17 protein-coding genes and 1 pseudogene are annotated in these 25,410 nt (G+C 67.2%); 4 read left to right on the plus strand and 14 right to left on the minus strand.

Features of this window, described 5'->3' with window-relative positions; translation table 11 throughout:
* The first annotated feature begins 178 nt into the window (after nucleotides 1–178).
* Nucleotides 179–5,089, plus strand: a complete 4,911-nt coding sequence (locus HIV01_RS03795; protein WP_200605018.1) for an alpha-2-macroglobulin family protein — start codon at nucleotides 179–181, stop codon at nucleotides 5,087–5,089.
* Nucleotides 5,090–5,234: 145 nt separating this feature from the next.
* On the plus strand, nucleotides 5,235–7,568 hold the full coding sequence (gene pbpC, locus HIV01_RS03800; RefSeq protein WP_245156970.1) for a penicillin-binding protein 1C: 2,334 nt from the start codon (nucleotides 5,235–5,237) through the stop codon (nucleotides 7,566–7,568).
* 16 nt (nucleotides 7,569–7,584) lie between these two features.
* Here the strand turns inward: pbpC and HIV01_RS03805 are convergent, their stop codons facing one another.
* Nucleotides 7,585–8,073, minus strand: coding sequence for a peroxiredoxin (locus HIV01_RS03805; protein WP_200605019.1), 489 nt, complete (start codon nucleotides 8,071–8,073; stop codon nucleotides 7,585–7,587).
* 150 nt (nucleotides 8,074–8,223) lie between these two features.
* On the opposite strand from HIV01_RS03805, the gene HIV01_RS03810 reads away from it, so the two are divergent.
* Entirely contained in the window at nucleotides 8,224–9,129 is a 906-nt protein-coding gene (locus HIV01_RS03810; RefSeq protein ID WP_200605020.1) for a DnaJ C-terminal domain-containing protein, read from the plus strand.
* 48 nt (nucleotides 9,130–9,177) lie between these two features.
* Here the strand turns inward: HIV01_RS03810 and pilH are convergent, their stop codons facing one another.
* The 11 genes and pseudogenes from pilH to purB all read right to left on the minus strand — a co-directional run bounded on the left by pilH (nucleotide 9,178) and on the right by purB (nucleotide 22,215).
* Nucleotides 9,178–9,543, minus strand: a complete 366-nt coding sequence (gene pilH, locus HIV01_RS03815) for a twitching motility response regulator PilH (RefSeq protein ID WP_200605021.1) — start codon at nucleotides 9,541–9,543, stop codon at nucleotides 9,178–9,180.
* A gap of 121 nt (nucleotides 9,544–9,664) precedes the next feature.
* Complete coding sequence (locus HIV01_RS03820; protein ID WP_200605022.1) at nucleotides 9,665–10,660, minus strand: YhdH/YhfP family quinone oxidoreductase; 996 nt, start codon at nucleotides 10,658–10,660, stop codon at nucleotides 9,665–9,667.
* Nucleotides 10,661–10,747: 87 nt separating this feature from the next.
* The gene (locus HIV01_RS03825; RefSeq protein WP_200605023.1) at nucleotides 10,748–11,341 is read right to left on the minus strand and encodes an LOG family protein; all 594 of its coding nucleotides are present in this window, start codon (nucleotides 11,339–11,341) and stop codon (nucleotides 10,748–10,750) included.
* Nucleotides 11,342–11,384: 43 nt separating this feature from the next.
* Entirely contained in the window at nucleotides 11,385–12,242 is an 858-nt protein-coding gene (locus HIV01_RS03830) for a class I SAM-dependent methyltransferase (protein WP_200605024.1), read from the minus strand.
* A 92-nt stretch (nucleotides 12,243–12,334) separates the two neighbouring features.
* Nucleotides 12,335–13,779, minus strand: a pseudogene (gene lpdA / locus HIV01_RS03835) (dihydrolipoyl dehydrogenase).
* Between the two features lie 84 nt (nucleotides 13,780–13,863).
* Nucleotides 13,864–15,072: a dihydrolipoyllysine-residue succinyltransferase gene (gene sucB, locus HIV01_RS03840; RefSeq protein ID WP_200605026.1), complete on the minus strand. Its 1,209-nt coding sequence runs from the start codon at nucleotides 15,070–15,072 to the stop codon at nucleotides 13,864–13,866.
* Nucleotides 15,073–15,185: 113 nt separating this feature from the next.
* Nucleotides 15,186–18,017: a 2-oxoglutarate dehydrogenase E1 component gene (locus HIV01_RS03845; protein ID WP_200605027.1), complete on the minus strand. Its 2,832-nt coding sequence runs from the start codon at nucleotides 18,015–18,017 to the stop codon at nucleotides 15,186–15,188.
* Between the two features lie 218 nt (nucleotides 18,018–18,235).
* Complete coding sequence (locus HIV01_RS03850) at nucleotides 18,236–19,144, minus strand: GNAT family N-acetyltransferase (protein ID WP_245156906.1); 909 nt, start codon at nucleotides 19,142–19,144, stop codon at nucleotides 18,236–18,238.
* 5 nt (nucleotides 19,145–19,149) lie between these two features.
* Nucleotides 19,150–20,385, minus strand: coding sequence for a cupin domain-containing protein (locus HIV01_RS03855; RefSeq protein WP_200605028.1), 1,236 nt, complete (start codon nucleotides 20,383–20,385; stop codon nucleotides 19,150–19,152).
* Nucleotides 20,382–20,810: a VOC family protein gene (locus HIV01_RS03860; RefSeq protein ID WP_200605029.1), complete on the minus strand. Its 429-nt coding sequence runs from the start codon at nucleotides 20,808–20,810 to the stop codon at nucleotides 20,382–20,384. Before HIV01_RS03860 ends, HIV01_RS03855 begins: the two co-directional genes overlap by 4 nt.
* 19 nt (nucleotides 20,811–20,829) lie before the next feature.
* Nucleotides 20,830–22,215: an adenylosuccinate lyase gene (gene purB, locus HIV01_RS03865; protein ID WP_200605030.1), complete on the minus strand. Its 1,386-nt coding sequence runs from the start codon at nucleotides 22,213–22,215 to the stop codon at nucleotides 20,830–20,832.
* A gap of 196 nt (nucleotides 22,216–22,411) precedes the next feature.
* Between purB and HIV01_RS03870 the strand changes: the two genes are divergently transcribed.
* Complete coding sequence (locus tag HIV01_RS03870) at nucleotides 22,412–23,833, plus strand: class II fumarate hydratase (protein WP_200605031.1); 1,422 nt, start codon at nucleotides 22,412–22,414, stop codon at nucleotides 23,831–23,833.
* 24 nt (nucleotides 23,834–23,857) lie between these two features.
* On the opposite strand, the gene HIV01_RS03875 is transcribed toward HIV01_RS03870, so the two are convergent.
* On the minus strand, nucleotides 23,858–24,514 hold the full coding sequence (locus HIV01_RS03875; RefSeq protein WP_200605032.1) for a YggN family protein: 657 nt from the start codon (nucleotides 24,512–24,514) through the stop codon (nucleotides 23,858–23,860).
* Between the two features lie 54 nt (nucleotides 24,515–24,568).
* A complete protein-coding gene (locus HIV01_RS03880; RefSeq protein WP_245156907.1) occupies nucleotides 24,569–25,354 on the minus strand; it encodes a DUF4097 family beta strand repeat-containing protein in 786 nt (261 codons plus the stop codon).
* Between the last annotated feature and the right edge of the window lie 56 nt (nucleotides 25,355–25,410).

The raw sequence follows: 25,410 nt of genomic DNA on the forward strand, positions 1-25,410 counted from the left end.
AAGGCAGGCGGGCCACCGGCCCGACGCGCGGATGATGGCACAGGCAATCGCAATTGGTGTGGTGCCAGTCGCGATCCTCCTATACTTCGCGAAAATCAGGGGAGGCCGCATGAAGCGCGTATCCGTCACGGAAGGAGCCGTCCGTATCCCGTCGAGCCGAAGGTTGCGAGGCCGGGTGATGCGAAGCCTGGTCGCCGCCGTCATGGCGGTGACATTGCTATGTGCCGGCTGCAAGCGCGATGCCGATGGACAGTTGCCTGCAGTCAGCGGCGAGGCGGTGCAGGGCAAGCGCGAAGCGGTACAAGGGTTCGCGCTGGTCGCGGCCTACCCCGACCAGAAGGCCGATGAGCAGATGGCGATCGCGCTGGAGTTCAGCCGACCGCTGGTGGGCAGCCAGGACTTCGACGAACTGATTTCCGTCACCGATGCCAAGGGCGCGGTGATCAAGGGCAGCTGGGTACTGTCTGACGATGCCAAGGTGCTGCGTTTCCCGCACGTCGACGCCAGCCGTGACTATGTAATTGCAATCAAGGGGGGGCTGACCGCGGCCGCCGGTGATCGTCTCGGACAGCCGCTGCGCAAGCAGGTGCACACCGGACCGCTGGATCCGGTGGTCGGATTCGCTTCGCAGGGAAGCGTACTGCCGGCTCGCGAAAGCCGCGGCCTGCCGGTGGTATCGGTGAATGTCGCCGAGGTCGATGTCGAGTTCCTGCGCGTGCGCGACAAGGAGTTGCCGCGGTTCTTCGCCCAGTACCAGCGCGGCGGCCGTCGCGGCAGCTGGGAGCTGGGCAGCGACTACAGCGACAAGACCCCGCTGGAGCGTCTTGCCGAACCGGTCTACGTGAATCGCTTCGTGCTCGGCGGGAAGACCAACGAACGCGTGCTGACCTACCTGCCGTTGCAGGACATCAAGGAGCTGCAGCAGCCCGGCCTGTACTTCGCCGTGATGAAGCGCGCGGGCGAGTTCCAGGATCGCTACGAGACCGCGTTCTTCACCGTCAGCGACCTTGGCCTGCACGCACGCGCCTACAAGGACAAGCTGTTCGTCCACGTCGCTTCGCTGCACAAGGGATCGGCCGTCGGCGGCGTCGAGCTGAAGGTGCTCGACGACAAGGGCGAGACGGTGATGAAGGGCGAGACCGACGGCAACGGCAACGTGATGCTGGGTTACAAGCTCGACGCCGCGCATGTGCTGGTGGCATCGCACGGCAAGGACGTGTCGATGCTGCCGTTCAACCAGCCGGCACTGGACCTGTCGGAGTTCGCGGTCAGTGGTCGCGAGCAGGCCTGGTTCGACGTGTTCGCATGGTCCGGACGCGACCTCTACCGTCCCGGCGAAACCGTGCGTGTGTCGGCACTGCTGCGCGACCAGGACGGACAGCCGGTCGCGACCAAGGGCAAGCCGTTGCAGCCGCTGTTCCTGCGTTACGTGCAGCCCGACGGCAAGACCTTCCTGGAAACCCGCCTGCAACCGGATCCACAGGGTTACGTGCGGCACGCGCAGGTGATTCCGGTGGACGCTGCAACCGGTCGCTGGCGCATCGAGTTCCGCACCGATCCGGGCAGCAAGGAGGCGGTGCAGGGCATGACGTTGCGGGTCGAGGAATTCCTGCCCGAACGGCTCAAGCTCGACCTGCAGGCACAGCCGGTGCTCAAACCCGGAGAACCGGTGCACCTGGCGGTGGAAGGCGCCTATCTCTATGGCGCGCCCGCCGCAGGCAACCGTTTCACCGCCAAGCTCGCGGTGGCGGTCGAACAGCACCCGCTGGAGCAGATGCCGGGCTACTTCTTCGGTGACCCGACGCTGACGCTGCCGAAGGAAGCCAAGGACGTCGTCGATGCGAAGCTCGATGCCAATGGTCGGCTGCAACAGGACATCGCCTTGCCGGCCGAGGCCAAGCCGGTCAGCACGATCGCCGCGATCGTGACCGGCAGCGTGTTCGAGAGCGGCGGCCGCAGCGTCAACCGCAGCGTCAAGCGCGTGCTGTGGCCGGCCGACGCGATCGTCGGCGTGCGTCCGCTGTTCGACGACAAGGAAGGCAGTGATTCCAACGCCAATGCCGGCTTCGAGCTGGCCCGCGTCGGCAGCGACGGCAAGCCGCGAGCGGGCAAGGGCCTGCGCGTGACGCTGGTCCGCGAGCATCGCGATTACCACTGGAACTACCAGGACGATGGCGGCTGGGACTACGACTTCACCCGCCGCTACGAGGACATCCAGACACGCACGCTCGACGTCGGCAACTCGCCGCAGCGGATCGACTTCCCGGTCGAGTGGGGCGACTACCGCGTTGACGTGTTCGATCCTGCGACGAAGCTGACCACCCGCTATCCGTTCACCGCCGGCTGGAGCTGGGACGACGACAATCGCGGCCTCGACGCGCGCCCCGACAAGGTCAAGCTCGCGCTCGACAAGACTGCCTACCGCGCCGGCGATACGCTCAAGGTGACGCTGACGCCACCGCACGAGGGCAGGGGCCTGCTGATGGTCGAGAGCGACCGCATGCTCTACGTGCAGGACGTCGAAGTGAAGGCCGGCAGCACGTTCGAGATCCCGGTGACCAAGGATTGGGAACGCCATGACGTGTATGTCACCGCGCTGGTGTTCCGTGGTGGCAGCGCACCGAGCAGGATCACGCCCGCGCGCGCCGTTGGCGTCGCCCACGTGACCATGGACCGGCGCGACCGCAAGGTCGCCGTTGGCCTGTCTGCGCCGGCGCTGATGCAGCCCGGGCGCGACCTGCCGGTGACGGTGAGCGTGCCGCAGCTGGCGGGCCAGGAGGCGTTCGTGACGGTGTCGGCGGTCGATGTCGGCATCCTCAACATCACCCGCTTCCCGGTGCCCGATGCTGCCGCGCATTTCTTCGCCCAGCGTCGACTGGGTGTCGATGCGTATGACGTCTACGGCCGCGTGATCGAAAGCTTCGAGGGCGGTATCGCCAAGCTGCGCTTCGGCGGCGACATGGCATTGGCGGCATTGCCGCAGGCACGACGTCCGACTGCGCGCGTGCAGACGGTCGACCTGTTCGCCGGCCCGGTGAAGCTCGATGCGCGCGGCAATGCACGCATCAACCTGGCCGTTCCCGACTTCAACGGCACGCTGCGCGTGTCGGCGCTGGTGTACTCGGGCAACCGCTACGGCAGCCGCGATCGCGAGACCATCGTGCGTGCACCGATCCTCGCCGAAGCGAGCCTGCCGCGCGTGCTCGCACCCGGCGACCGTAGCAATGTCACTCTCGACGTGCAGAACTTCACCGGCCGCGCCGGAGACTTCAAGGTCGAAGTGAACGGTGAAGGGCCGCTGTCGCTGGCCGATGGCGTGCGCACCGCCAGCCTCGGCACGGAGGCGAAGACCACCTACACCTTCCCGTTGCAGGCCAGGGAGGGATACAGCACCGCCCAGGTACGCGTGCGCGTGCAGGGCAATGGTTACAAGGTCGATCGCCGCTACGACGTGCCGGTGCGACCGGCGTGGCCGTCGGTGCTGCGTGCCCGTACCCGTGTCCTCGATGCCGCGGGAGCGGTGCCATTGCCGGCGGATCTGGCCGAGGGCCTGATGCCCGACTCGGTCAACGCGCGACTGTCGATCAGCGCGTTGCCGCCGATCCCGTTTGCGAGTGCCTTGAAAGGCGCGCTGGAGTATCCCTACGGCTGCGCCGAGCAGACCACCAGCAAGGGATTCGCCGCGCTGGAACTGGACGATGCGACCGCGCGCATGCTCGGCGTCACCGGACTGGATGCGAAGCTGCGTCGCACCCGCATGGAAGGCGCGTTCGGACGCCTGGCGGCGATGCAGATCGGATCCGGCCACTTCTCGATGTGGGGCAGTGGCGACTACGTCAATCCGCTGATCACCCCTTACGTCGTCGAGTTCCTGCTGGACGCGCGCGAAGCCGGTTTTGCGGTGCCCGACACGGTGTTGCAGAAGGCGCTGAAGGTCCTCAACGAGGATTTGCTGTCCGGTGGCCAGGCGTTCTTCGGCTACGACCGGCGCGAGCACCTGAAGTTCGCCTATCAGGCCCATGCCGGCTACGTGCTGGCGCGGGTGAATCGTGCACCGCTGGGCACGCTGCGCGCGCTCTACGACAACGATCGCAAGCAGAGCCTGACCGGATTGCCGCTGGTGCACCTGGGCCTGGCCCTGGCGCTGCAGGGCGACAAGGCACGCGGCGGCAAGGCGATCGCGGAAGGCTTTGCGCGCGATCCAGTCGATCGGCCGGAGTACCTTGGCGACTACGGAAGTCGCGTGCGAGACGATGCGCTGATGATCGCGCTCGTCCACGAGCACGATCTGGCAACCCCGGCGTACGACGCGCGGGCGGTGGATCTGGGCCGGGAACTCGACGCACGCCGCAACAGCGGCTGGATGTGGCTGAGCACGCAGGAGCAGGTGGCGCTGGCGCGGCTGGGCAAGGCGCTGATGGCCGAGAAGGGCAAGCAGGTTTCCGGCCGGTGGAGGGTGGGCGAGGTGGTGACCGATGCGCCTTCTGCCCGCATCATCGGCCGCGGTTTCGACCATGCGGCGTTGCTGCGCGGCGTGTCGTTCCTTGCCAAGGGAGAACCACCGCTGTTTGCCAGCTTCGAAGTGGCCGGCGTTCCGCGCCGCGCACCGGAACCGGACGAGTCGCTGATCAAGGTGACGCGCAAGTACTTCGCCACCGACGGCACGGAGTGGCAGGGTGGCGTGCTGGAGGAGGGCGAGGCGCTGATCGTGCAGGTCGCCATCACCCCCAGTCGTGACATGCCTGACGCTCTGCTGACCGACCTGCTGCCGGCCGGCCTGGAGATCGAGAACTTCAACCTCGGCGACGGCAAGCAGTGGGCCGGCGTGGTCATCGACGGCATCGAGATCGCCGATCGCGACGAAGCGGCGGAAGTGCGCCACGAGGAGTTCCGCGACGATCGCTACGTGGCGGCACTCAAGCTCGATACCGGCAACACCGCGCGCGTGTTCTACCTGCTGCGGGCGGTGACGCCGGGCACCTACACCGTGCCGCCGCCGCTGGTGGAGGACATGTACCGGCCGCAGTTGCGTGGCGTCGGCAAGTCGCTCCCGGCTACGGTAACGGTGAAGCAGCCGGGAGGCGGATGAGAAGCCTCCCGTCATCCCGGCGAAAGCCTGGAAACCTTTGTTGTTGCACCAGTGATTCGTGAAGACTGAAAGCAGGATCAAGGTGGGTCCCGGCGTTCGCCGGGATGACGGTCGTGCGCCGGGACGGGCGAAGCGTCGTCTTGCGCTGAAGACGTTGCTTGTGGCCCTGTCGGCATTCGTAGCCGCCATGCTGCTCGACCTCGCATTCCCCTTGCCCCTGCCAGACCACAACGACGACGGCGCCGTCGTGGTCGCCGCCGACGGAACGCCGCTGCGCGCATTCGCCGATCGCCATGGAATCTGGCGCTACCCGGTCAACGCCGGACAGGTTTCGCCGCTGTACCTGCAGGCACTGCTGAACTACGAGGACCGCTGGTTCTGGAAGCATCCCGGCATCAACCCGGTGGCGATGCTGCGCGCAGGCGGGCAGTGGCTGCGCAGCGGGCGGGTGGTCTCGGGCGGTTCGACGCTGACCATGCAGGTCGCACGCATCCTCGATCCGGCGATCCGCACCGGCACGCGCACGCCATGGGCGAAGCTGCGCCAGCTGTTGCGGGCACTGCAGCTGGAAGTGCATCTGTCCAAGCAGGAGATCCTCGCGCTGTACCTGCAACGCGCGCCATTTGGCGGCACCGTCGAAGGCGTCGAGGCGGCCAGCTGGGCGTACCTGGGCAAACCGGCGTCGCGCCTGTCGCACGCCGAGGCGGCGCTGCTGACGGTGCTGCCGCAAGCGCCCAGCCGCCTGCGACCGGATCGGGAGCCCGAACGCGCACGCGTCGCCCGGGACAAGGTGCTGTCGCGCATGCAGACCATGGGCGTGTGGTCGCACGAACAGGTTGCCGACGCTCGCATCGAGCCTGTGGTCGCGCGATCGTTGCAACCGCCGCTGCTGGCGCCGCTGCTAGCACAGCGTCTGCGCTTTGAGCGCCCGCAGGCGGCGCGACTCGAATCGACCCTCGACCCGGACCTGCAGCGCACGCTGGAAGAGCGGGTCAGCCGCTATTTCTCCGACCTGCCCGCGCGCACGTCGGCAGCACTGCTGGTGGTCGACAACACCACGCTGGAGGCGCGTGCCTACGTCGGTTCGGTCGCGTTCGCCGACGCCAGCCGACTGGGCCACGTCGACATGGTCAAGGCCTGGCGTTCGCCCGGCTCGACGCTGAAGCCGTTCCTGTATGGATTGGCGCTCGACGACGGCCTGATCCATTCCGAAAGCCTGCTGGTGGATGCGCCGCAGTCGTTCGGCGGCTACCGGCCAGGCAATTTCGATGCGGCGTTCAACGGCCCGGTCAGCGCCGCGCAGGCCCTGCGGCTGTCGTTGAACGTGCCTGCCGTGGACCTGCTCGATCGGATCGGGCCGGCGCGCTTCTCCGCGCGCCTGGCGCATGCGGGCATCCGCCTGCAGTGGCCGCGTGGTGCCTCGCCCAATCTGGCGATGATCCTCGGCGGCACCGGGGCGAAACTCGAGGACCTGGTCGGCGCCTACGCCGCGCTCAACCGCGACGGTGTCGCCGGCAAGGTGCGCTACACCACGGATGCCCCACGTGTGGACCGGCGCCTGATGTCACCGGGAGCGGCCTGGATCGTGCGCGAAATTCTCCAAGCCAATCCGCGTCCGGGCAGCGCCGCCGATACGTTCGACGCAAGCGGCCGGCCGCGGGTCGCCTGGAAGACCGGCACCAGCTATGGCTTCCGCGACGCCTGGGCGCTCGGCAGCACGCGCCGCTTCACCGTGGGCGTATGGGTCGGTCGACCGGACGGGACGCCGTTGCCCGGGCAGTACGGCGCGGTGACGGCATTGCCGCTGATGTTCGAAGTGATCGACACGCTGCCGCGCCAACGCGGCGATGCATCGCCGCGGACGCAGCCGTCCACCGTCGAAAACGTCGAGGTGTGCTGGCCGCTGGGCCTGCCACCGGACCCGCAGGCACCGCAGCTGTGCCAGCGTCGCCTGCAGGCATGGGCGCTGGAGGGTTCATTGCCACCGACGATGGCAGAGCGCGATGCACGCCTGTGGAACACCGGTGTCGAGCGATTCGAGGTGGATGCGCGCAGTGGCCTTCGCTTGTCGGGCGAATGTGCCGCGCCGCATGTGCGAGTGACGCGCCAGCTGGCGCGCTGGCCGGTGCTGGCCTCGCCGTGGCTGCCGGCACAAACCCGCGAGGCGGCGCGATTGCCGCCGCTGGCAGCCGATTGCGTGGCCGACGGCCGTGACGCGGTCGAAGAGCTGCGAATCGACGGTCTGGCCGATCACGCGACGCTGGCGCGTGCGCCCGGCAGCGAGCATCCGGTGCGATTGTCGTTGCGTGCACTGGGCAGCGATGTGCGTATTCGCTGGTTGCTGGACGGTCGCCTGATCGGCGAGTCCAGCGGTGCCGGTGCGTTCGTGCACGACTTCGGCGAGCCTGGCGCGCACACGCTGACGGCACTGGCCGACAGCGGTGCGTGGTCGCGAATACAGTTCAGTGTGCTGCGCTAGCGCGCGCAGCGAAGCTTCACAGGTCCTGCTTGAGCTGGGACAGCATGTGCTCGGCCGATGACACGCGGAACTCGCCCGGTGCCTCGACGTTGAGCAGCTTCACCACGCCGTCCTCGGCGTACAGCGAGAAGCGACGGGCGCGGCGGCCCATGCCGTAGGCGCTGGCGTCCAGTTCCAGGCCGAGTGCGCGGGCGAAGTCGCCGTTGCCGTCGGCGAGCATCATCAGACCCTCGGGCACGTGCTGGCTCTGGCCCCAGGCCTGCATCACGAACGGGTCATTGACCGACATGCAGGCCACTTCGACACCCTGGCTGCGGAACTCGTCGAAGTGCTGGACGAAGCCGGGCAGGTGCTTCTCCGAGCAGGTCGGCGTGAAGGCACCGGGCACCGCGAACAGGACGATGTTGCGACCGTCGAACAGGGCATTGGTGTCGAGGGTTTCGACGCCTTCGCGAATGCGCTGCAGGGTTACCTCGGGGATGTGATCGCCGATCTGGATGGTCATGGGGGACTCCGGTGAGAATGGGCACCATACTGGCAGCGCCAGGAATGCCGCGTCAAAGTCACTTGAAATAGACTGCGCGGCTGCCATTGTCTGCCTCGACCCGCCACGTCGGGCCCGAGGCCATGGCCATTGCAATGATGGAGCCAGAGCATGCAGTTCAAGGATTATTACGAGACCCTGGGCGTCGAGCCCAGCGCCGGTGAAGCCGAGATCAAGACGGCCTATCGCCGGCTCGCCCGCAAGTTCCATCCGGACGTCAGCAAGGAAGCCGGCGCCGAGGAAAAGTTCAAGGCGATCAACGAAGCCTACGAAGCACTGCGCGACCCGCAGAAGCGCGCGGCCTACGACCAGCTGCGCGCGCGCGGCTATCGCCCCGGCGACGAGGTGCAGCCTCCGCCGGGCGGGTTCGGTGGCGGCGGCTACGGCGGCGGCGTCGACTTCGACGAGATTTTCGCCGGCGGTGGTGCCGGCGGCGGCTTCAGCGATTTCTTCGAGAGCATGTTCGGACGCGGTCGCACCGGTGGTTTCGGCCAGCGCGGTGCACAGCCGCGCGGCGACACGCGCGCGAAGCTCGCCGTGTCGCTGGAAACCGTCCATGACGGTGGCAGCGTGCGCATCTCGGTCAACGATCGCACGCTCGATGTGCGCATTCCCAAGGGCATCCGTCCCGGCCAGGTGATCCGCCTGGGCGGGCAGGGCGCGCAAGGGGACCTGTTGCTGGAGATCGAATACGCCGCCCACCCGCAGTTCGAAGTCGACGGTCGCAACGTGATTTACGTGCTGCCGGTGGCGCCGTGGGAAGCGGCGTTGGGAGCCGCGGTCAGCGTGCCGACCCTGGGCGGTGCGGTCGAACTGAAGATTCCCGCCAACTCCGAGGCCGGCCGCAAGTTGCGCCTGCGCGGACGCGGGTTGCCCGGCGATGCATCGGGCAAGGTGGCGGCGGGCGATCAGCTGGTCGAGCTGGAAGTGCTCGCGCCACGCGCGCAGGACGACGCGCAGCGGCAAGCGTACGAAACGATGCGTGAGGCATTCGGCGACGACTGGCGTCGCGCTTGAGCGTGCTGGCGACCCTGCCGTGCAGGGTCGCCAGTCAGACCGGGGCCGTCAGGCCGGAATCATCTGGGCGATGATGTCGGCCAGGTCGCTCTCGCTGAAGGGCTTGGTGATGTAGGCCTTGGCGCCCTGGCGCATGCCCCAGACGCGGTCGGTGTCCTGGTCCTTGGTGGTGACCAGCACGACCGGGATGTGCGACGTGCTCGGGTCGCGGCAGATCGAACGCGTTGCCTGGAACCCGTTGAGGTTGGGCATGACCACGTCCATCAACACCATGTCCGGAAGCTCGCGCTTGGCCGCTTCCACCCCTGCGGCGCCGTCCTCGGCCGTCAATGCTTCGTGGCCAAGCTTCTCGACGATGCGACGGATGCCCATCAACTGCGACGGCGAGTCGTCGACGATCAGAATGCGCGCCATATGTTTCCCCCTGAACTTGACGCGATTGTAGCGGTCGGCGGTGGGGCCGCAATAGCGGGGTGAATGTGCAGCGGCTTCAGGATCCCGAACCGGGAACCCGGTGCCGGTAGTGGGATCCCGATCAGGCTACCGCTACCACCGTCCGTCCGAGCGAACCGCCTGCCAGCATCGAGGCGAAAACCTCAGGCAGCTGTTCCAGGCGTACTTCGCGCATGCAGATGCGATCGAGGTGGCGCGGCTTCCAGTCGCTTGCCAGGTGCTGCCATACCGCTTCGCGGATGTCGCGGGCGGTGCCTGCCGAAGCGACGCCGAGCAGGGAAACGCCGCGAATGATGAACGGCATCACGGTTGCGTCGAGATCGGGCGAGGCGGCGAGTCCGGCGCTGGCGACGTTGCCGTACGGCGTGGTCTGCGCCAGCAGGCTGGCCAGCATCGGTCCGCCGACGTTGTCGAGTCCGCCACCGAACCGCGCCGTCTCCATGGGCCGCGTGGTGGCGAGGGCATCGCGCCCGAGCACCTGGCTGGCGCCGATGGCCTTGAGGTAATCGGCGTGCTCGGCCTTGCCGCTGACTGCATGCACTTCGAATCCGGCACGGCTGAAGATGTCCAGCGCCAGCGAACCGACGCCGCCGCTGGCACCGGTGACGGCGAGCGGGCCGAGCTCGGGCGTCTGCCGGTTCTCGGTCATGCGCAGCAGCGCCAGCGCGGCGGTGAATCCGGCGGTGCCCAGGATCATGCTCTCGCGCAGGCTCAGGCCCTTGGGCAGCGGGATCACCCACTTCGATTCCAGTCGCGCGTACTGTCCATAGCCGCCATCGCGGGTCTCGCTGAGTCCGCAACCGGTGACCAGCACTTCATCGCCTTCGCGAAACGCCGGATCGGTCGACGCAACCACATGGCCGGCGACGTCGATGCCACCGACCAGAGGAAAGCGCCGCAGGATCTTGCCCTGACCGGTGCCGGCGAGCGCGTCCTTGAAGTTGACCGAGGAGTAGGCGGTCCTGATGACGACTTCGCCCGCCGCCAGGTCGTCGAGCGCGATCTGCTCGATGCCGCTGCGATAACCGGCGTCGTCGTTGTGGATGCGGAAGGCGTTGAAGGAAGTCGGCATCGTCATCGTCTTGATTCCGTCATCCCGGCGAACGCCGGGACCAAGTGGGGGTAGTTCAACGCATGATATCCGCGGATATCGCGCGACGGACCGCTACCGCAGCGCCTTGCGCCGCTTCTCATCCATCCACTTCGATGCGGCCGCGGGCTGGTATGCCTGCATCCACGTCAGCATCGCGCCGATATCGTCGCCGTGCCACAGGTCGTCGCGCTGGTCCGGATGCAGGAAGCGTTCGGTGACCATGCGGTCCAGCATCGCGATCAGCGGCTCGTAGAAGCCGTCCACGTCGAGGAAAGTGCAGGGCTTGTCGCCGATGCCCAGCTGGCGCCAGGTGAGCATCTCGAACATTTCGTCGAGCGTGCCGAAACCGCCCGGCATCGCGATGAACCCGTCCGACAGGTCGAACATGCGCGCCTTGCGCTCGTGCATCGAACCGACCACTTCGAGTTTGGTCACGCCCTTGTGCGCGACCTCCCAGTTGACCAGCTGCTCGGGAATCACGCCAATCACTTCGCCGCCCGCGGCAAGCACGGCGTCGGCGACCACGCCCATCAGGCCGACATTGCCGCCACCGTAGACGAGCCCCAGCCCGCGCTTGGCCAGCTCGGTGCCCAGGGCAATCGCGCGCTCGGTGTAGATCGGCTTGGCTCCGGCATTGGAGCCGCAGTAGACGCAGACGTTCTTCATTCGGATGGATCCAGGTTGCAGTGAGTGTTTGACAGCGGGGCGCTCATCGCGCGCGCAGCAGGACGATGCCGGACATGCGCACCATCTCCTCGCGCAACCGCTTCGGTTGCAGCAGCCGCAGGAGCTTCCACAGCCACGCATGCGGCGCGGTGCGGTTGAGGCGTATTGATTCGGTCCAACTGGAGCGGAACTCGGCTTCCGTCCAGCCGAACGGCGCGAAGAACGCAGTGCCTTCGGCCGGACCGAACCGGAACGGGGCGTTGCCCTCGCGCAGCTTCGGCGACCAGCGCTTCTCGAGGAACTTCAGCAATCGCGGCGAAGCCAGGTCGGTCAGCCACCACCTTGCCTGCGCCAGGTCATGCAGGTCGGCGGCGAGCTCGGCGACATTCTCGGACTCCAGGTAGATCAGCAAGCCCTCGGTGATCACCAGCAGCGGACCTTGCCCCGCCGCGTGCGCCAGGACCTGCTGGCGCACCGCGCGTTCGCGCAGGTCCGCGGCAATGAACTCGACTTCGCAGTGCGGCGTTTCGCTCGCCATGTGCCGGCGGAAGTAGTCGACCATTTCCGGCAGGTCGACGTGCAGCCAGCGCAAGGTCGCCGGCAACGGCAGGCGATAGGCGCGCGCGTCCAGGCCGGCGGCCAGGTTGAGGACGGTTTTCGCACCCTCCTGCACGCAGCGCAGGATGATCTCGTCCATCACGGCCGTGCGCACTACCATCGGCCAGCTCATCGAGGCGCCTTGCGGCATCGCGTCGACGATGGCCTGGCCGCGCTCGCCGGCGAGGCGACGTGCATACGGATCGCGGAAGATCGCGTCCGGCCGGTCGCTTTCCATCGCCCGATAGACCGCCACCCACGCGGCGGTGTCGGAGACGTTACGGATCGGATTTGCGTCGGCCATGGTCGTGTCCTGTGCGGAAAAGCAAAAGGCCGCCAGCACCTGCGTGATGGCGGCCTTTCGGCTCGTTCATTGCGACGAGATCGGCGCGCCGATCAGTTCGCCTTGTGAATCGAGCGCTTGTCGACCGCCATCGCGGCGTCGTGGATCGCCTCCGACAGCGTCGGGTGGGCGTGGCAGATGCGTGCCAGATCGTCGGCCGAACCCTTGAACTCCATCGTCAGCACGCCTTCGTGCACCAGCTCGGAGACGCCGACGCCAACCAGGGTGCAGACCCAGGACCAGGTCGGTCTCGGCATGCGCGATGACCTTGACGAAGCCGGCCGGCTCGCCCATCGCCACGGCGCGGCCGATGGCGGCGAACGGGGAAGCTGCCGGTCTTGAACGGCGTGCCTTCGGCCTTGAGCTGCTGCTCGGTCTTGCCGACCCAGGCAATCTCCGGCTCGGTGTAGATGACCCACGGAACCGTGTCGAGGTTGACGTGGCCCGGCAGGCCGGCGATCAGCTCGGCAACGGCGATGCCTTCCTCGAAGCCCTTGTGCGCCAGCATCGGGCCGCGCACGCAGTCACCGACCGCCCAGACGCCGTTGACGCCGGTGTGGCAATGCTCGTCGACCTCGATCATGCCGCGTGCATCGAGCTTGACGCCGGTGCCCTCGGCCAGCAGGCCCTTGCTGGCGGCGCGACGGCCGACCGAGACCAGAAGCTTGTCGACGACGATCGTCTTCTCGCCTTCGGCGTCGGAGTAGGTGACCTCGACTTCCTTGGCTTTGCCCTTGGTCTTGATCTCGGCCTTGCTCACCTTCGCGCCGAGCTTGATGTCCAGGCCCTGCTTCTTGAACTCGCGGGCTGCGGTCTTGGCCACTTCGGCGTCGGCGGCGGCGAGGAAGTCGGGCAGGGCTTCGAGGATGGTCACCTCGGCGCCCAGGCGCTTCCACACGCTGCCCAGTTCCAGGCCGATCACGCCGGCGCCGATCACGCCAAGGCGCTTGGGCACGGCGGTGAAGTCGAGCGCGCCGACGTTGTCGACGATGGTGTCGTTGTCGAACTTGGCGAACGGCAGCTCGATCGAATCCGAACCTGCGGCAAGGATGACGTTGGTGGCCTTGAGCTCGACTTCGGAACCGTCGTGCTGCTTGACCTTGACCACGTTGCCCGGCTGCAGCTGGCCGAAGCCATAGAACGGCGTGATCTTGTTGGCCTTGAACAGCATCGCGATGCCGCCGGTGAACTGCTTCACGATCTTGTCCTTGCGGGCGATCATGGTGCCGACGTCGATCTTGGCGTCCTTGGTGGTGATGCCGTGCTCACCGAACAGGTGCTGCAGGTTGTAGAACTGGCGCGAGCTGTCGAGCAGCGCCTTGGACGGAATGCAACCCACGCGCAGGCAGGTGCCGCCGAGGGCGGGCTTGCCGTCCTTGCCGAGCGCGGCGTCGATGCACGCGGTCTTCAGGCCGAGCTGGGCGGCGCGGATGGCGGCGTGGTAGCCGGCCGGGCCGGCGCCAATGACGACTACGTCGAAGGTCTGCTGTTCGCTCACGTCTTTGATCCTTAGCTTTTCATTGCCTTCCCTCAAAAGGGAAGGAGCAAACCACCTGCCCGGAAGGGCAGGTGGCTCAAGGCATTACATGCCCAGCAGCATCCGGTGCGGATTCTCGAGCTGGTTCTTGATGTCGACCAGGAACAGCACCGCTTCCTTGCCGTCGATGATGCGATGGTCGTACGACAGCGCGATGTACATCATCGGCGCGGCGATGACCTGGCCGTTCTCGACGATCGCGCGCTCCTTGATGGCGTGCATGCCCAGGATCGCCGACTGCGGCGGGTTGACGATCGGCGTCGACATCAGCGAACCGAAGGTGCCGCCGTTGGTGATGGTGAAGGTGCCGCCCTGCAGGTCGTCGAGGCCGAGCTTGCCGTCGCGCGCCTTCTTGGCGTAGTCGGCAATGCCCTTCTCGATGTCGGCAAAGCCCATGCGCTCGACATTGCGCAGCACCGGCGTGACCAGGCCCTTGTCGGTCGACACGGCGATCGAGATGTCGGCATAACCGTGGTAGATCACGTCGTTGCCGTCGACCGAGGCGTTGACCACCGGGTACTTCTGCAGCGCGTTGGCGGCGGCCTTGGCGAAGAAGCTCATGAAGCCGAGCTTGATGCCGTTGGCCTTCTCGAACTGCTCGCCCAGCTCCTTGCGCATGGCCATGACCTTGCCCAGGTTGACCTCGTTGAACGAGGTCAGCATGGCGATCGAGTTCTTCGACTGCATCAGGCGCTCGGCGATGCGGGCGCGGATGCGGGTCATCGGCACGCGCTCTTCCGGACGCGCGCCGCCGGCAGCGCCGACGCCCTTGCCCGAGGCGTAGTTGACCAGGTCTTCCTTGGTCACCGCGCCGCGACGGCCGGTGCCTTCGACCTGTGCCGGATCGATGCCCTGGGTGACGGCGGTGAAGCGCGCGCCCGGCGGCAGGTCGGCAGCAGCCGAGGCAGCGGGAGCGGCCTTGGCCGCGACAGGCGCGGCCGCAGCCGGTGCCGCAGCAGGCGCTGCCGCAGGCGCGGCGGCAGCAGCTGCCGGAGCGGCAGGTGCAGCGGCGACGGCGCCCGCTTCGACGATGGCGATCAGCTGCTCGCTGTTGACAGTGGTGCCTTCCGGAAACTTGATTTCCTTCAGCACGCCGTCGACCGGCGAGGGGACTTCCAGGACGACCTTGTCGGTTTCCAGGTCAACCAGGTTCTCGTCGCGCTTGACCGCGTCGCCGACTTTCTTGTGCCAGGTCGCGATGGTGGCGTCGGAGACGGATTCGGGCAGAACGGGAACTTTGATCTCGGTGCTCATGGGGTGCGTCCTAATGTCATTCCGAACGTAAGAGGAATCTGTTTTCCCGGGCCGCATGCGCGGCGAGGATTCTGTTTCCCGGGCCGCATGCGCGGCCCGGGGCGACACGGTGCTTACTCTGCGGTGACTTCGCCGCGCAGCGGGTTGCGCAGCGCGTCGGCGACCAGCGCGGCCTGCTCGGCGACGTGGTCGGCGAGGTGACCGGCAGCCGGCGACGGCGAACGCGCACGACCTGCGTAGTGCAGCGTCTGCCCGGACTGCAGGCAGGCCGCCAGGTGGTGGCGGATCTGGTACCACGCGCCCTGGTTCTGCGGCTCTTCCTGGCACCAGACCACGTCGGTGGCCTTGGTGAAGCGCTTGAGTTCGGCCACCAGCTGCGGACGCGGGAACGGATACAGCTGTTCGACGCGGACGATGGCGACGTCGGTCAGGCCCTGCTTCTGCTGTTCCTCGAGCAGGTCGTAGTAGACCTTGCCGCCGCAGAACACGACGCGCTTGACCTTCTTCACGTCGGCCGATGCGTCCGGGATCAACTGCTGGAACTCGCCCTTGGCCAGTTCGTCCAGGCTCGACACCGCCAGCTTGTGGCGCAGCAGCGACTTGGGCGTCATCACCACCAGCGGCTTGCGCGTGGTCATGCGCATCTGCCGGCGGATCATGTGGTAGGCCTGCGCCGGCGTGGTCGGCGTGCAGACGATCATGTTCTCCAGCGCGCACAGCTGCAGGAAGCGCTCCAGGCGCGCGGAGCTGTGCTCCGGGCCCTGGCCTTCGTAGCCGTGCGGCAGGAACAGCGCCAGGCCGCACAGGCGACCCCACTTGGCCTCGCCCGAGGACAGGAACTGGTCGATCACGACCTGCGCGCCGTTGGCGAAATCGCCGAACTGCGCTTCCCAGATGTCCAGCGTCATGGGATCGGCGGTGGCGTAGCCGTACTCGAACGCCATCACCGCTTCCTCGCTGAGCAGCGAGTCGATGATGGTGACGTCCGACGGGTTCTTGACCAGGCGGCGCAGCGGCAGGACGTACTCGTCGTTGGTCTGCTCGTGCAGGATCGCGTGGCGGTGGAAGAACGTGCCGCGACCGCAGTCCTGGCCGACCAGGCGCAGCTTGTAGCCTTCGTCGACGAGCGTGGCGTAGGCCAGGTTCTCGGCGAAGCCCCAGTCGCCGCCGAGCTCGCCGGCGGACATCTTGCGGCGGTCTTCGTAGATCTTGGCCACGCGCGGATGCAGCTTGAGATCGGCCGGGACGTCATTGATGGTGACGGCCAGCTTGTCGAGCTTCTTGCGATCGAAGGTGGTGTCGACCTTGTCGGTGAGCTTGCCCGACAGGTACTTCGACCAGTCGATGGTGAACTCGTCCGGCTTAACCTCGACCACTTCGGTGGTGACTGCGCCGTCGTCGAGCTTCTGGCGATAGCCGTCGACGAGTGCCTGCGCCTCGTCGGCGCTGAGCGTGCCTTCGGCGACCAGCCTGGCTGCGTACAGCTCGCGCGGCGTCTTGTGCTTGCGGATGACCTGGTACATCACCGGCTGCGTCGCTGCCGGCTCGTCGGCCTCGTTGTGGCCGTGGCGGCGGTAGCAGACGAGGTCGATGACCACGTCCTTGCCGAAGCGGTTGCGGAAGTCCAGCGCCAGCTCGGCGCAGAACACGACCGCTTCCGGATCGTCACCGTTCACGTGCAGCACCGGCGCGTCGACCATCTTGGCCACGTCGGTGCAGTACAGGGTCGAGCGCGCGTCCTGGACGGCGCTGGTGGTGAAGCCGACCTGGTTGTTGATGACGACGTGGACCGTGCCGCCGACGCGGAAACCGCGAGCCTGCGACATCTGGAACAGCTCCATCACCACGCCCTGGCCGGCAAACGCGGCGTCGCCGTGGATCAGGATCGGCAGCACCTGGTGGTGGCCCTGGTCGCCGCGACGGGACTGGCGCGAACGCACGCTGCCAACCACGACCGGGTCGACGATTTCCAAGTGCGACGGGTTGAACGCCAGCGCCAGGTGGACCGGGCCGCCCGGGGTGGCGACGTCGGCCGAGAAGCCCATGTGGTACTTCACGTCGCCCTGGTGCGCCAGGTCGCTGTGGACGTGCTCGAACTTGCCTTCGAACTCGTCGAACAGGTGGCGCGGCGGCTTGCCCAGCGTATTGATCAGCACGTTGAGGCGGCCGCGGTGGGCCATGCCGATGACCACGTCCTTGGCACCCTGTTCGCCGGCGCGGCGAACGGTGGAGTCCATCAACGGGATCAGCGCGTCGCCGCCTTCCAGCGAGAAGCGCTTCTGGCCAACGTACTTGGTGCCCAGGTAGCGCTCGAGGCCATCGGCGGCGGTGAGCCGCTCGAGGATGCGCTTCTTGTCTTCAGCGGTGCGGCCGAACTTGCCGCCGGCCTTTTCCAGGCGCTCATACAACCAACGCCGCTGTTCGGAGTCGGAGATATGCATGAACTCGGCGCCGATCGGGCCGGTGTAGGTGGCCTTGAGCAGCGCAAGCAGGTCGCCCAGCTTCATGCGCTCATTGCCACCGACGCCGCCGGTGCTGAACTCGGCCTTGAGGTCGTTGGCGGTCAGGTGGTGGAAACCCAGTTCCAGGTCCGGCGCCTCCGGCTTGACCAGCAGGCCAAGCGGATCGATGTCGGCACCGAGGTGGCCACGCGACCGGTACGCCGTGATCAGGCGGCCGACTTCGCGCTCGCGCTCGTCGCCCGCACCGGCGGCCACGGAGACCACCCCGCGGGCAGCCATGCGACCGGCCAGGGCGATGTTGTCGATGACGGCCGAATGCGGCACGTCACCGGCTTCGCGGCCCTTGAAGCCGTCGAAGTACGCCTTCCATTTCGGGTCGACACTGTCGGGGGAAACCAGGTACTGCTCGTACAGGTCCTCGACGAAAGCGGCATTGGCGCCGAGCTGGGAGGACTGGGAGAACTGCTTCAGGAGACTGTCCACGATGGTGATCGGGAAACTCGAGTGGGAGAAGTCGGAGGAGGCCTGGATTGCACGCTTGTGCGGCTATTCAGGCGCCAAGATTCGGAATTATAGCCCTTGGCTGGTGCTAAACGGCTAACACTTATGTCGAAACAGCCGCAGCGGCCAAGCCCTGGTCACATAGCGTTGGGTCGCCGGAGGCTGCTTCAAGGGCGAAACCGGGTAATGGTGCCTTGCCATTACAGGCCCAGCGAACGGTACTCGCTGCAAGGCCGGGCCCGTTCCCAGACCGGATCGAAGTGGGCACGCAGCTGGCGGCCGCGGGCCGGGTCGTCGAGACGGGTCTCGCCGTCGAAGCGATGGCCGAGCGGACGGTAGTACCAGCCGCCATCGTCGTTGGCGACGTAGGCACCGGGGTAGTCACGGTCCACCGGTTCCTCGATCGCACGCAGGCCGAACGCGCTGGTCAGGCGCTGCGCCAGTCCGAGTAGTGGCGCGATGGCGCGTTGCGGCGCGGCCGGGTCCTGCAACAGGATCCGCACCTCGCCGCCGGCCACGGCAAAGCGGCGCAGCTCGGCCAGGACCTCGGGCTGGTCGAACAGGCCGGGGTCGAGTTCGCGGCTGTAGATGCACAGGCGCCGGCGGGCATTGGCAATCACCCCCACCGTGGCGGCGATGCCGGCATCGCGGCGCTCCACGGCGTTGACCGTGTCCAGCGCCAGTCGCATCGACTGGTGGTCCAGACCCGCCTCGACGAAGCGATCGCCGTACGGCAGGAACCCCTGGCGGGCATAGAACACGATCGCCGGAACCTGCGCATGCAGGCTCACGATCGGCCAGCGCAGTTGCCGGGCCTGCGCGAGCAGGGCACGCAGCAGGGCCTCGCCTACGCCCCGGCCGCGCCAGGAGGGCAACACCGCCATGCGGCCGATGCGGTGGTCGGGGGTGAGTCTGCCGGTGCCGATCGGCTCGCCCTCGCCGTCGCGGGCGAGGACATGGACGCAGAGCGGGTCCAGCGCGTCGCGCTCGATCTCGACCGGGACACCCTGTTCCTGGACGAACACCGCGTCGCGCACCACGCGCAGCTCGGCCATGGCCTGCTGGAAAGCGACGGCCTCGACCCGGAACGCGCGGCCGGCCTGGCTCATATCGTTCATTCCTCTTCGTCCGCCAGGACCAGCTGGTAGTGGCCGGCCTGGAGCAGGCCAACCACGCAGTCGCGTCCGGCCTCGCTCAGTCCCGCGTAGGTCGCGCCATCAAGTACGACGGCATTGGCGATCGCCGAGGCATCGTCGGCCGGCAACGCGTACGACTGCCCGGCGACGAACAACTGCGAGGGCTGGCCCTTGTCGTGGGCACGGCGCCAGGCCATGCGCGACCACGGGTGGCGGTGCAGGGCGGCCTCGTGCTGCAGGTCCCACTCGATCTCGATGCGCGAGCGCGGATCGGCACCGGGCTGGACCTCGCCGGCGGCGCGGTACACGGTCATGAAACGACCGAACCACTCGCCGAGGCGATCCGGGTCGTTCATGCGCAGCATGTTCAGCGCCTCGACGGCGCGGTTCATGGCTGCGGTATCTATTTCGGCCGGATCGGTGGCGGGCGCCAGGTCCGGATCGGCGTAGCGCAGGGCCTCGTCGGCATCGGCTGCGAGCGTATCGACGAAGTCACCCAGCAGTTCTGCGGCCGACGGTGCGCGCATGCCGACCGAGAAGGTCAGGCAGGCATCCTCGGCGACGCCGTTGTGCGGCACGCCCGGGGGCAGGTACAGCATGTCGCCCGGGCCGAGCACCCATTCGTGGCTGGCATTGAACTCGCTCAGCAGCTTGAGTTCGACGTCGTTGCGGAAACCCAGTGGCGGATTCTCGCTCGCATCGATCTGCCAGCGCCGATGGCCTTGTGCCTGCAGCAGGAACACGTCGTACTGGTCGACGTGCGCGCCCACCGAACCGCCTGGCGCGGCAAAGGAGACCATGACGTCGTCGATGCGCCAGCGCGGCAGGAACGAGAACGCCGGCAGCAGCGCGGCGATGTCGCTGTCCCACTTGTCCATGTCCTGCACCAGCAAGGTCCAGTCGTGGTGCGGCATGCCGGGGAACTCGGCCTCCTCGAACGGGCCGTGGCGCAGCGTCCAGCGATCGTTCGCACGATCGTGCATGACGATCCGCGACAACGCCGCCTCTTCGCAGGCCAGGCCGGCGAGGTCCTCCGGCTGCAGGGGCGACTGGTAGCCGGGGAACGCGTTGCGGATCAGCAGCGGCTTCTTCTGCCAGTAGTCGCGCAGGAAGCGTTCGGGCGTCATGCCCAGCGGCGGCATCGCCGACGCGTCGATTTCGATGGGGGTTGCCTGCGGGGCCGGCTTCTTCGCTGCCACGGTTTTCCTGGTCATGTCGTGCTGCTCAATGTCGTGCTGCTTGGTGTCGATATTTCGTCATAGCCACGGCCGCGGAACTGCAAGATGCACCAGCCATGCCCGAACGGGTCGGCGAGGGTGACGATGCGGCCCCAGTCGGCTTCGCGGATGGCACCTTCCTGTCGCGCGCCGGCGGCGATGGCCTGGGCCAGTGCGGCATCCAGGTCGTCGACCACCACGTCGCAATGGACGGGCGTCCAGTGTCGGTCGTAAGTGCGTGGATGGCCGCCGGCACCGGTGCTGCCGTCGGCCTTGTGCAACAGGTAGATGGGAACGTCGGCGCCGAGCAACTCCACTACTGCATCACCGAAGCGGCGCGCCGGCCTCAGGCCGAAGGCGGCGATGTAGAACGCCTCGGCCCTGGGCAGGTCATCGACGTCGATGTTGAGCAGCAGCTTCATCGCCATGTTCCATGGCTTGTCAGATCTCGCGCGCCAGCTTCTCGGCCAGACCGGTGTAGCTGCCCGGCGTCATTTCCAGCAAGCGCTGCTTGTCCGCGGCCGGAAGTTCCAGCGTGGCGATGAACTCGCGCATCGACGCTTCGTTGATGCCCTGGCCGCGGGTCAGCGCCTTGAGCTGTTCGTACGGATTGGGCAGGCCATGGCGGCGCATCACCGTCTGCACGGCTTCGGCCAGCACTTCCCACGAGGCATCGAGGTCGGCGGCCAGGCGCTCGGGATTGACGCTGAGCTTGCCCAGGCCACGTTGCAGCGCATCGAAACCGATCAGGGCATGGCCAAATGCGGTGCCCAGTGCGCGCAGCACGGTGGAGTCGGTCAGGTCGCGCTGCCAGCGGCTGATCGGCAGCTTGGCGGCGAAATGCTCGAACAGCGCGTTGGCGATGCCGAAGTTGCCTTCGGCATTCTCGAAATCGATCGGGTTGACCTTGTGCGGCATCGTCGAGCTGCCGACTTCGCCGGCCTTGACGGCCTGCTTGAAGTAGCCCAGCGAGATGTAGCCCCATACGTCGCGGCACAGGTCCACAGCAATGGTGTCGATGCGGCGCTGCGCATCGCAGACCTCGGCGATGCCGTCGTGCGGCTCGATCTGCGTGGTGTAAGGCTGCCAGTTCAGGCCGAGCGAATGGACGAAGTGCTCGGAGAACTTCGGCCAGTCGACGTCCGGATACGACGCGACATGGGCGTTGTAGTTGCCGACGGCGCCATTGATCTTGCCTGGCATGCGCGCGGCGGCGAGGGTCTCGCCCTGGCGCTGCAGGCGTGCGACCACGTTGGCCAGTTCCTTGCCGACCGTGGTCGGGGAGGCGGTCTGGCCGTGCGTGCGCGAGAGCATCGGCAGTGCAGCGTGCTCGTGCGCCATCGTGCGCAGGGTCTGGATCAGCTCATCGAGCTTGGGCAGCAGCACGAACTGGCGCGCCTGGTTGAGCATCAGCGCGTAGCTGAGGTTGTTGATGTCCTCGGAGGTGCAGGCGAAATGCACGAACTCCAGCGCGGGGCCGAGCTCTTCGAAGGCATGGCCGGCATCGTCCTTCAGGCGCTCCTTGATGAAGTACTCGACCGCCTTGACGTCGTGGTTGGTAGTGCGCTCGATCTCCTTGACCCGGGCGGCATCAGCCGGCGACAGGTTGTCGGCGAGCGCGCGCAGGCGCGCGGCGGCGTCCTTGGAGAAGGGCGGCAGCTCGACGATGCCCGGCTCGTCGGCCAGCGCCAGCAGCCATTCCACTTCGACCTTGACCCGCGCCTTGATCAGGCCGTACTCGGAGAAGATCGGGCGCAGCGCATCGACCTTGCCGGCATAGCGGCCATCGAGCGGGGACAGGGCGAGCAGCTGGGATTCGACGGACATGGCGGGCCGGGGGGCGAGAAAACCGCGATTCTACTACTCCTGCCCACCCCGGTTCCCCTCGACCCGTCATCCCGGCCGACGCCGGGATCAGCCCCGCAGCCCACCTGCGTTGTCACGTGGAGGCCACGCCAGGCGTGGTCGTCGTCGCAGTGAGCGGCGTAAGCTCATCCCATCGAGTCCCCCCGGAGAGTCGGCAATGGCCAGGCAGCGAGGCAGTGGCGCGCAGTTCCGTACCGAACGCGACAGCATGGGCGAACTGCAGGTGCCTGCAGCGGCCCTGTGGGGCGCACAGACCCAGCGCGCAGTGCAGAACTTCCCCATTTCCGGCCAGCCGATGCCGCGCGAGTTCATCCGTGCGCTGGGCCTGATCAAGGCCGCCGCGGCCCAGGTCAACGGCGGCTACGGCCTGCTCGGCAAGGGCGCGGCGCAGGCGATCCAGAATGCGGCGCTGGCCGTTGCCCAGGGCGAGCACGACGCGCAGTTCCCGATCGACGTCTACCAGACCGGTTCGGGCACCTCCAGCAACATGAATGCCAACGAGGTCATCGCCTCCCTGGCCACGGCCGGCGGCCGGCAGAAGATCCACCCCAATGACCATGTCAACCTGGGCCAGAGCTCCAACGACGTGATTCCCACGGCGATCCGCGTGTCGGCGCAACTGGCCACCGTCGAACAACTGCTGCCGGCGCTCAAGCACCTGCGCCGGACCATCGAGCGACGCGGCAAGGCGTTGGGCAAGGTGACCAAGACCGGGCGCACCCACCTGATGGATGCAATGCCGCTGACGTTCGCCCAGGAATTCGGCGCATGGGCGTCGCAGCTGGCGTCGGCGCAGGCGCGTATCGACGACGCACTCAAGCGTGTGCGACGCCTGCCGATCGGCGGCACCGCGATCGGCACGGGCATCAACGCCGATCCGCGTTTCGGCCGGGGGATGGCCAAGGCGCTATCGACGCTGGCCGGCACGCGCTTCGAATCGGCACAGGACAAGTTCGAGGGCATCGCTTCGCAGGACGACGCGGTCGAGCTGTCGGGGCAGTTGAGCACGCTGGCTGTGGCGCTGATGAAGATCGCCAACGATCTGCGCTGGATGAATTCCGGTCCGCTGGCCGGGCTGGGCGAGATCGAATTGCCGGCGCTGCAGCCGGGCAGCTCGATCATGCCGGGCAAGGTCAATCCGGTGATCCCGGAGGCGACCTGCATGGTCTGCGCGCAGGTGATCGGCCATCACGCCGCGATTACCGTGGCCGGGCAGAGCGGCAATTTCCAGCTCAACGTGATGCTGCCGTTGATTGCCTACGACCTGCTCGATTCGATCCGGTTGCTGGGCAACGTGATGCGCCTGCTGGCCGACGACGCGATTGCCGGTTTGAAGGCGCGGCCGGAGCGCGTGCGCGAAGCACTCGACCGCAACCCGATCCTGGTGACCGCGCTCAATCCGATCATCGGTTACGAGAAGGCCGCGGCGATTGCCAAGCAGGCCTACAAACAGGGTCGGCCGGTGCTCGAAGTCGCGGTGGAAGTCAGTGGTTTGCCGGAGACGGAACTGCGCCGGCTGCTGGATCCCGCGGCGCTGACGCGCGGCGGGATCCATGAAGGCGCTGGCGGAGGCGGGTAGGGATCACACCTGCCCGCGTGCAACTCAACGCTTTGCGGCTTCTTCCGCAGCCGTGCTGGCGGTGTCGTGGTCGCGGGTTTCCTTCCAGCAATCATCGACATCGGACGCATCCATCGTCGCGTACGGCTTGAACTCAGGCAGTGCGGCGGCCAGCTTCTGCTGCGAGTCCAGCATGGCCGGCAGGTGCGTGCACAGCTGCTTGGCGGCAGTGCGGACCTTGTCGGCCTCGGCCTGGACACGCTTTTCGACGTCGTCGGTGTTGCCGGTGAACACGCCCTTGAGCGATTCGGCCACGGCCTTGGTGGCCAGGTCGGCGCTCTCCATGCCGATGTGCATGCCGGCGGTGGCGACGGCGACGACGTGGCTGCGGTACTCCAGCAGCAACGTGCGCTGCGCCGGGGTCACTGCCACGGCGCGGCCATCGATCAGCAGGTCGCCCTTGGGCGTGATCTCGGCCTTCTTGCCACCGTTGTGCTCGTCCTTGGAAACGGTGATGTTGCCTTCCGCGATTTCCTTCTGGGCCTCGCCGATGGCTTCCTGGATGGCGGACGAGATGACCCCGGTTTCCTGCTTCTTGGCCGTCGGTGCGTTGCCCGGCGCGGGGTTGGCGCCACAGGCAGCCAGGAGCGAGATGCCGCCGAGCACGGCGGCGAACATTACGGTGCGGCTTGCGGCAATCATGCGTAGCTCCTGGCTGGTGCGGGGGCGCGAGTGCGCCCCGCGCTTGTCGTGGAATCAGTTGTCTTGCGGTACGTCAGTACGACCGGATACGCCGCTGTGATCGACCGAACCGCTGCCGACATGGCGCACGCTCAGGTTGCCGCGCACGTCGCGCACGTCGAGGTCGCCCGAACCAATGTGGTCGACGTTGACGTCGCCGCCGACATCGACCAGTTCGACGTCGCCCGAGCCGATGCTGCCGACCTCGGCGCCGCGTCCGATGCGCCGGGCGCTGAAGTCGCCGGAGCCGACACTGAGCACCTGCAGGGAACCGATCGTGTCGAGCTCGATGTCGCCCGAGTTGAGGTCGGCAGTGACCAGGCCGCGGATGTCGCGCGCCTCGACATCACCCGAGCCCAGGTCGATGCTCAGCGACGTCGCGCCGGTGACGCGGGCATCGCCGGAGCCGACCTTGAGCTGCACCGGCACGCTGTCCGGGATCGAAGCCTTGATATCCAGGTAGGCGTAATGGTTGCCGCCGAAGTTGAACGTGATGCCGTCACTGCGCTCGGCCGTCACCACCAGCTTGTCGCCGACACGCTGCTGGGTCAGCCGCAGGTCCTTAAGGCGACCGGCATCGGAAGCGCAGGCCTTGCCGTCGATGGCCGAGCGTGCGCCGGGCGAGGCGGTGACGATGAGGTCGTGAGGGCCGATATCGAACACCACGGCCTTCACCCCGGCCAGGTCGAGCTGCAGGTTGCGCGCTTCGGAGTGCTGGCACTGCGGTGTGGCGGCATGGGCGGCCGGTACCAGGGCAGCGCTGAGGGAGAGGGCGACGGCAATTGCGGACTTGTGAATCATGTGGGTCGGGCTCCGTGGGTCAGTACGGCTGGGATGCGGGACAGTGGCCGAAGGTT

The organism is Lysobacter arenosi, from assembly GCF_016613475.2.
Classification (GTDB): domain Bacteria; phylum Pseudomonadota; class Gammaproteobacteria; order Xanthomonadales; family Xanthomonadaceae; genus Lysobacter_J; species Lysobacter_J arenosi.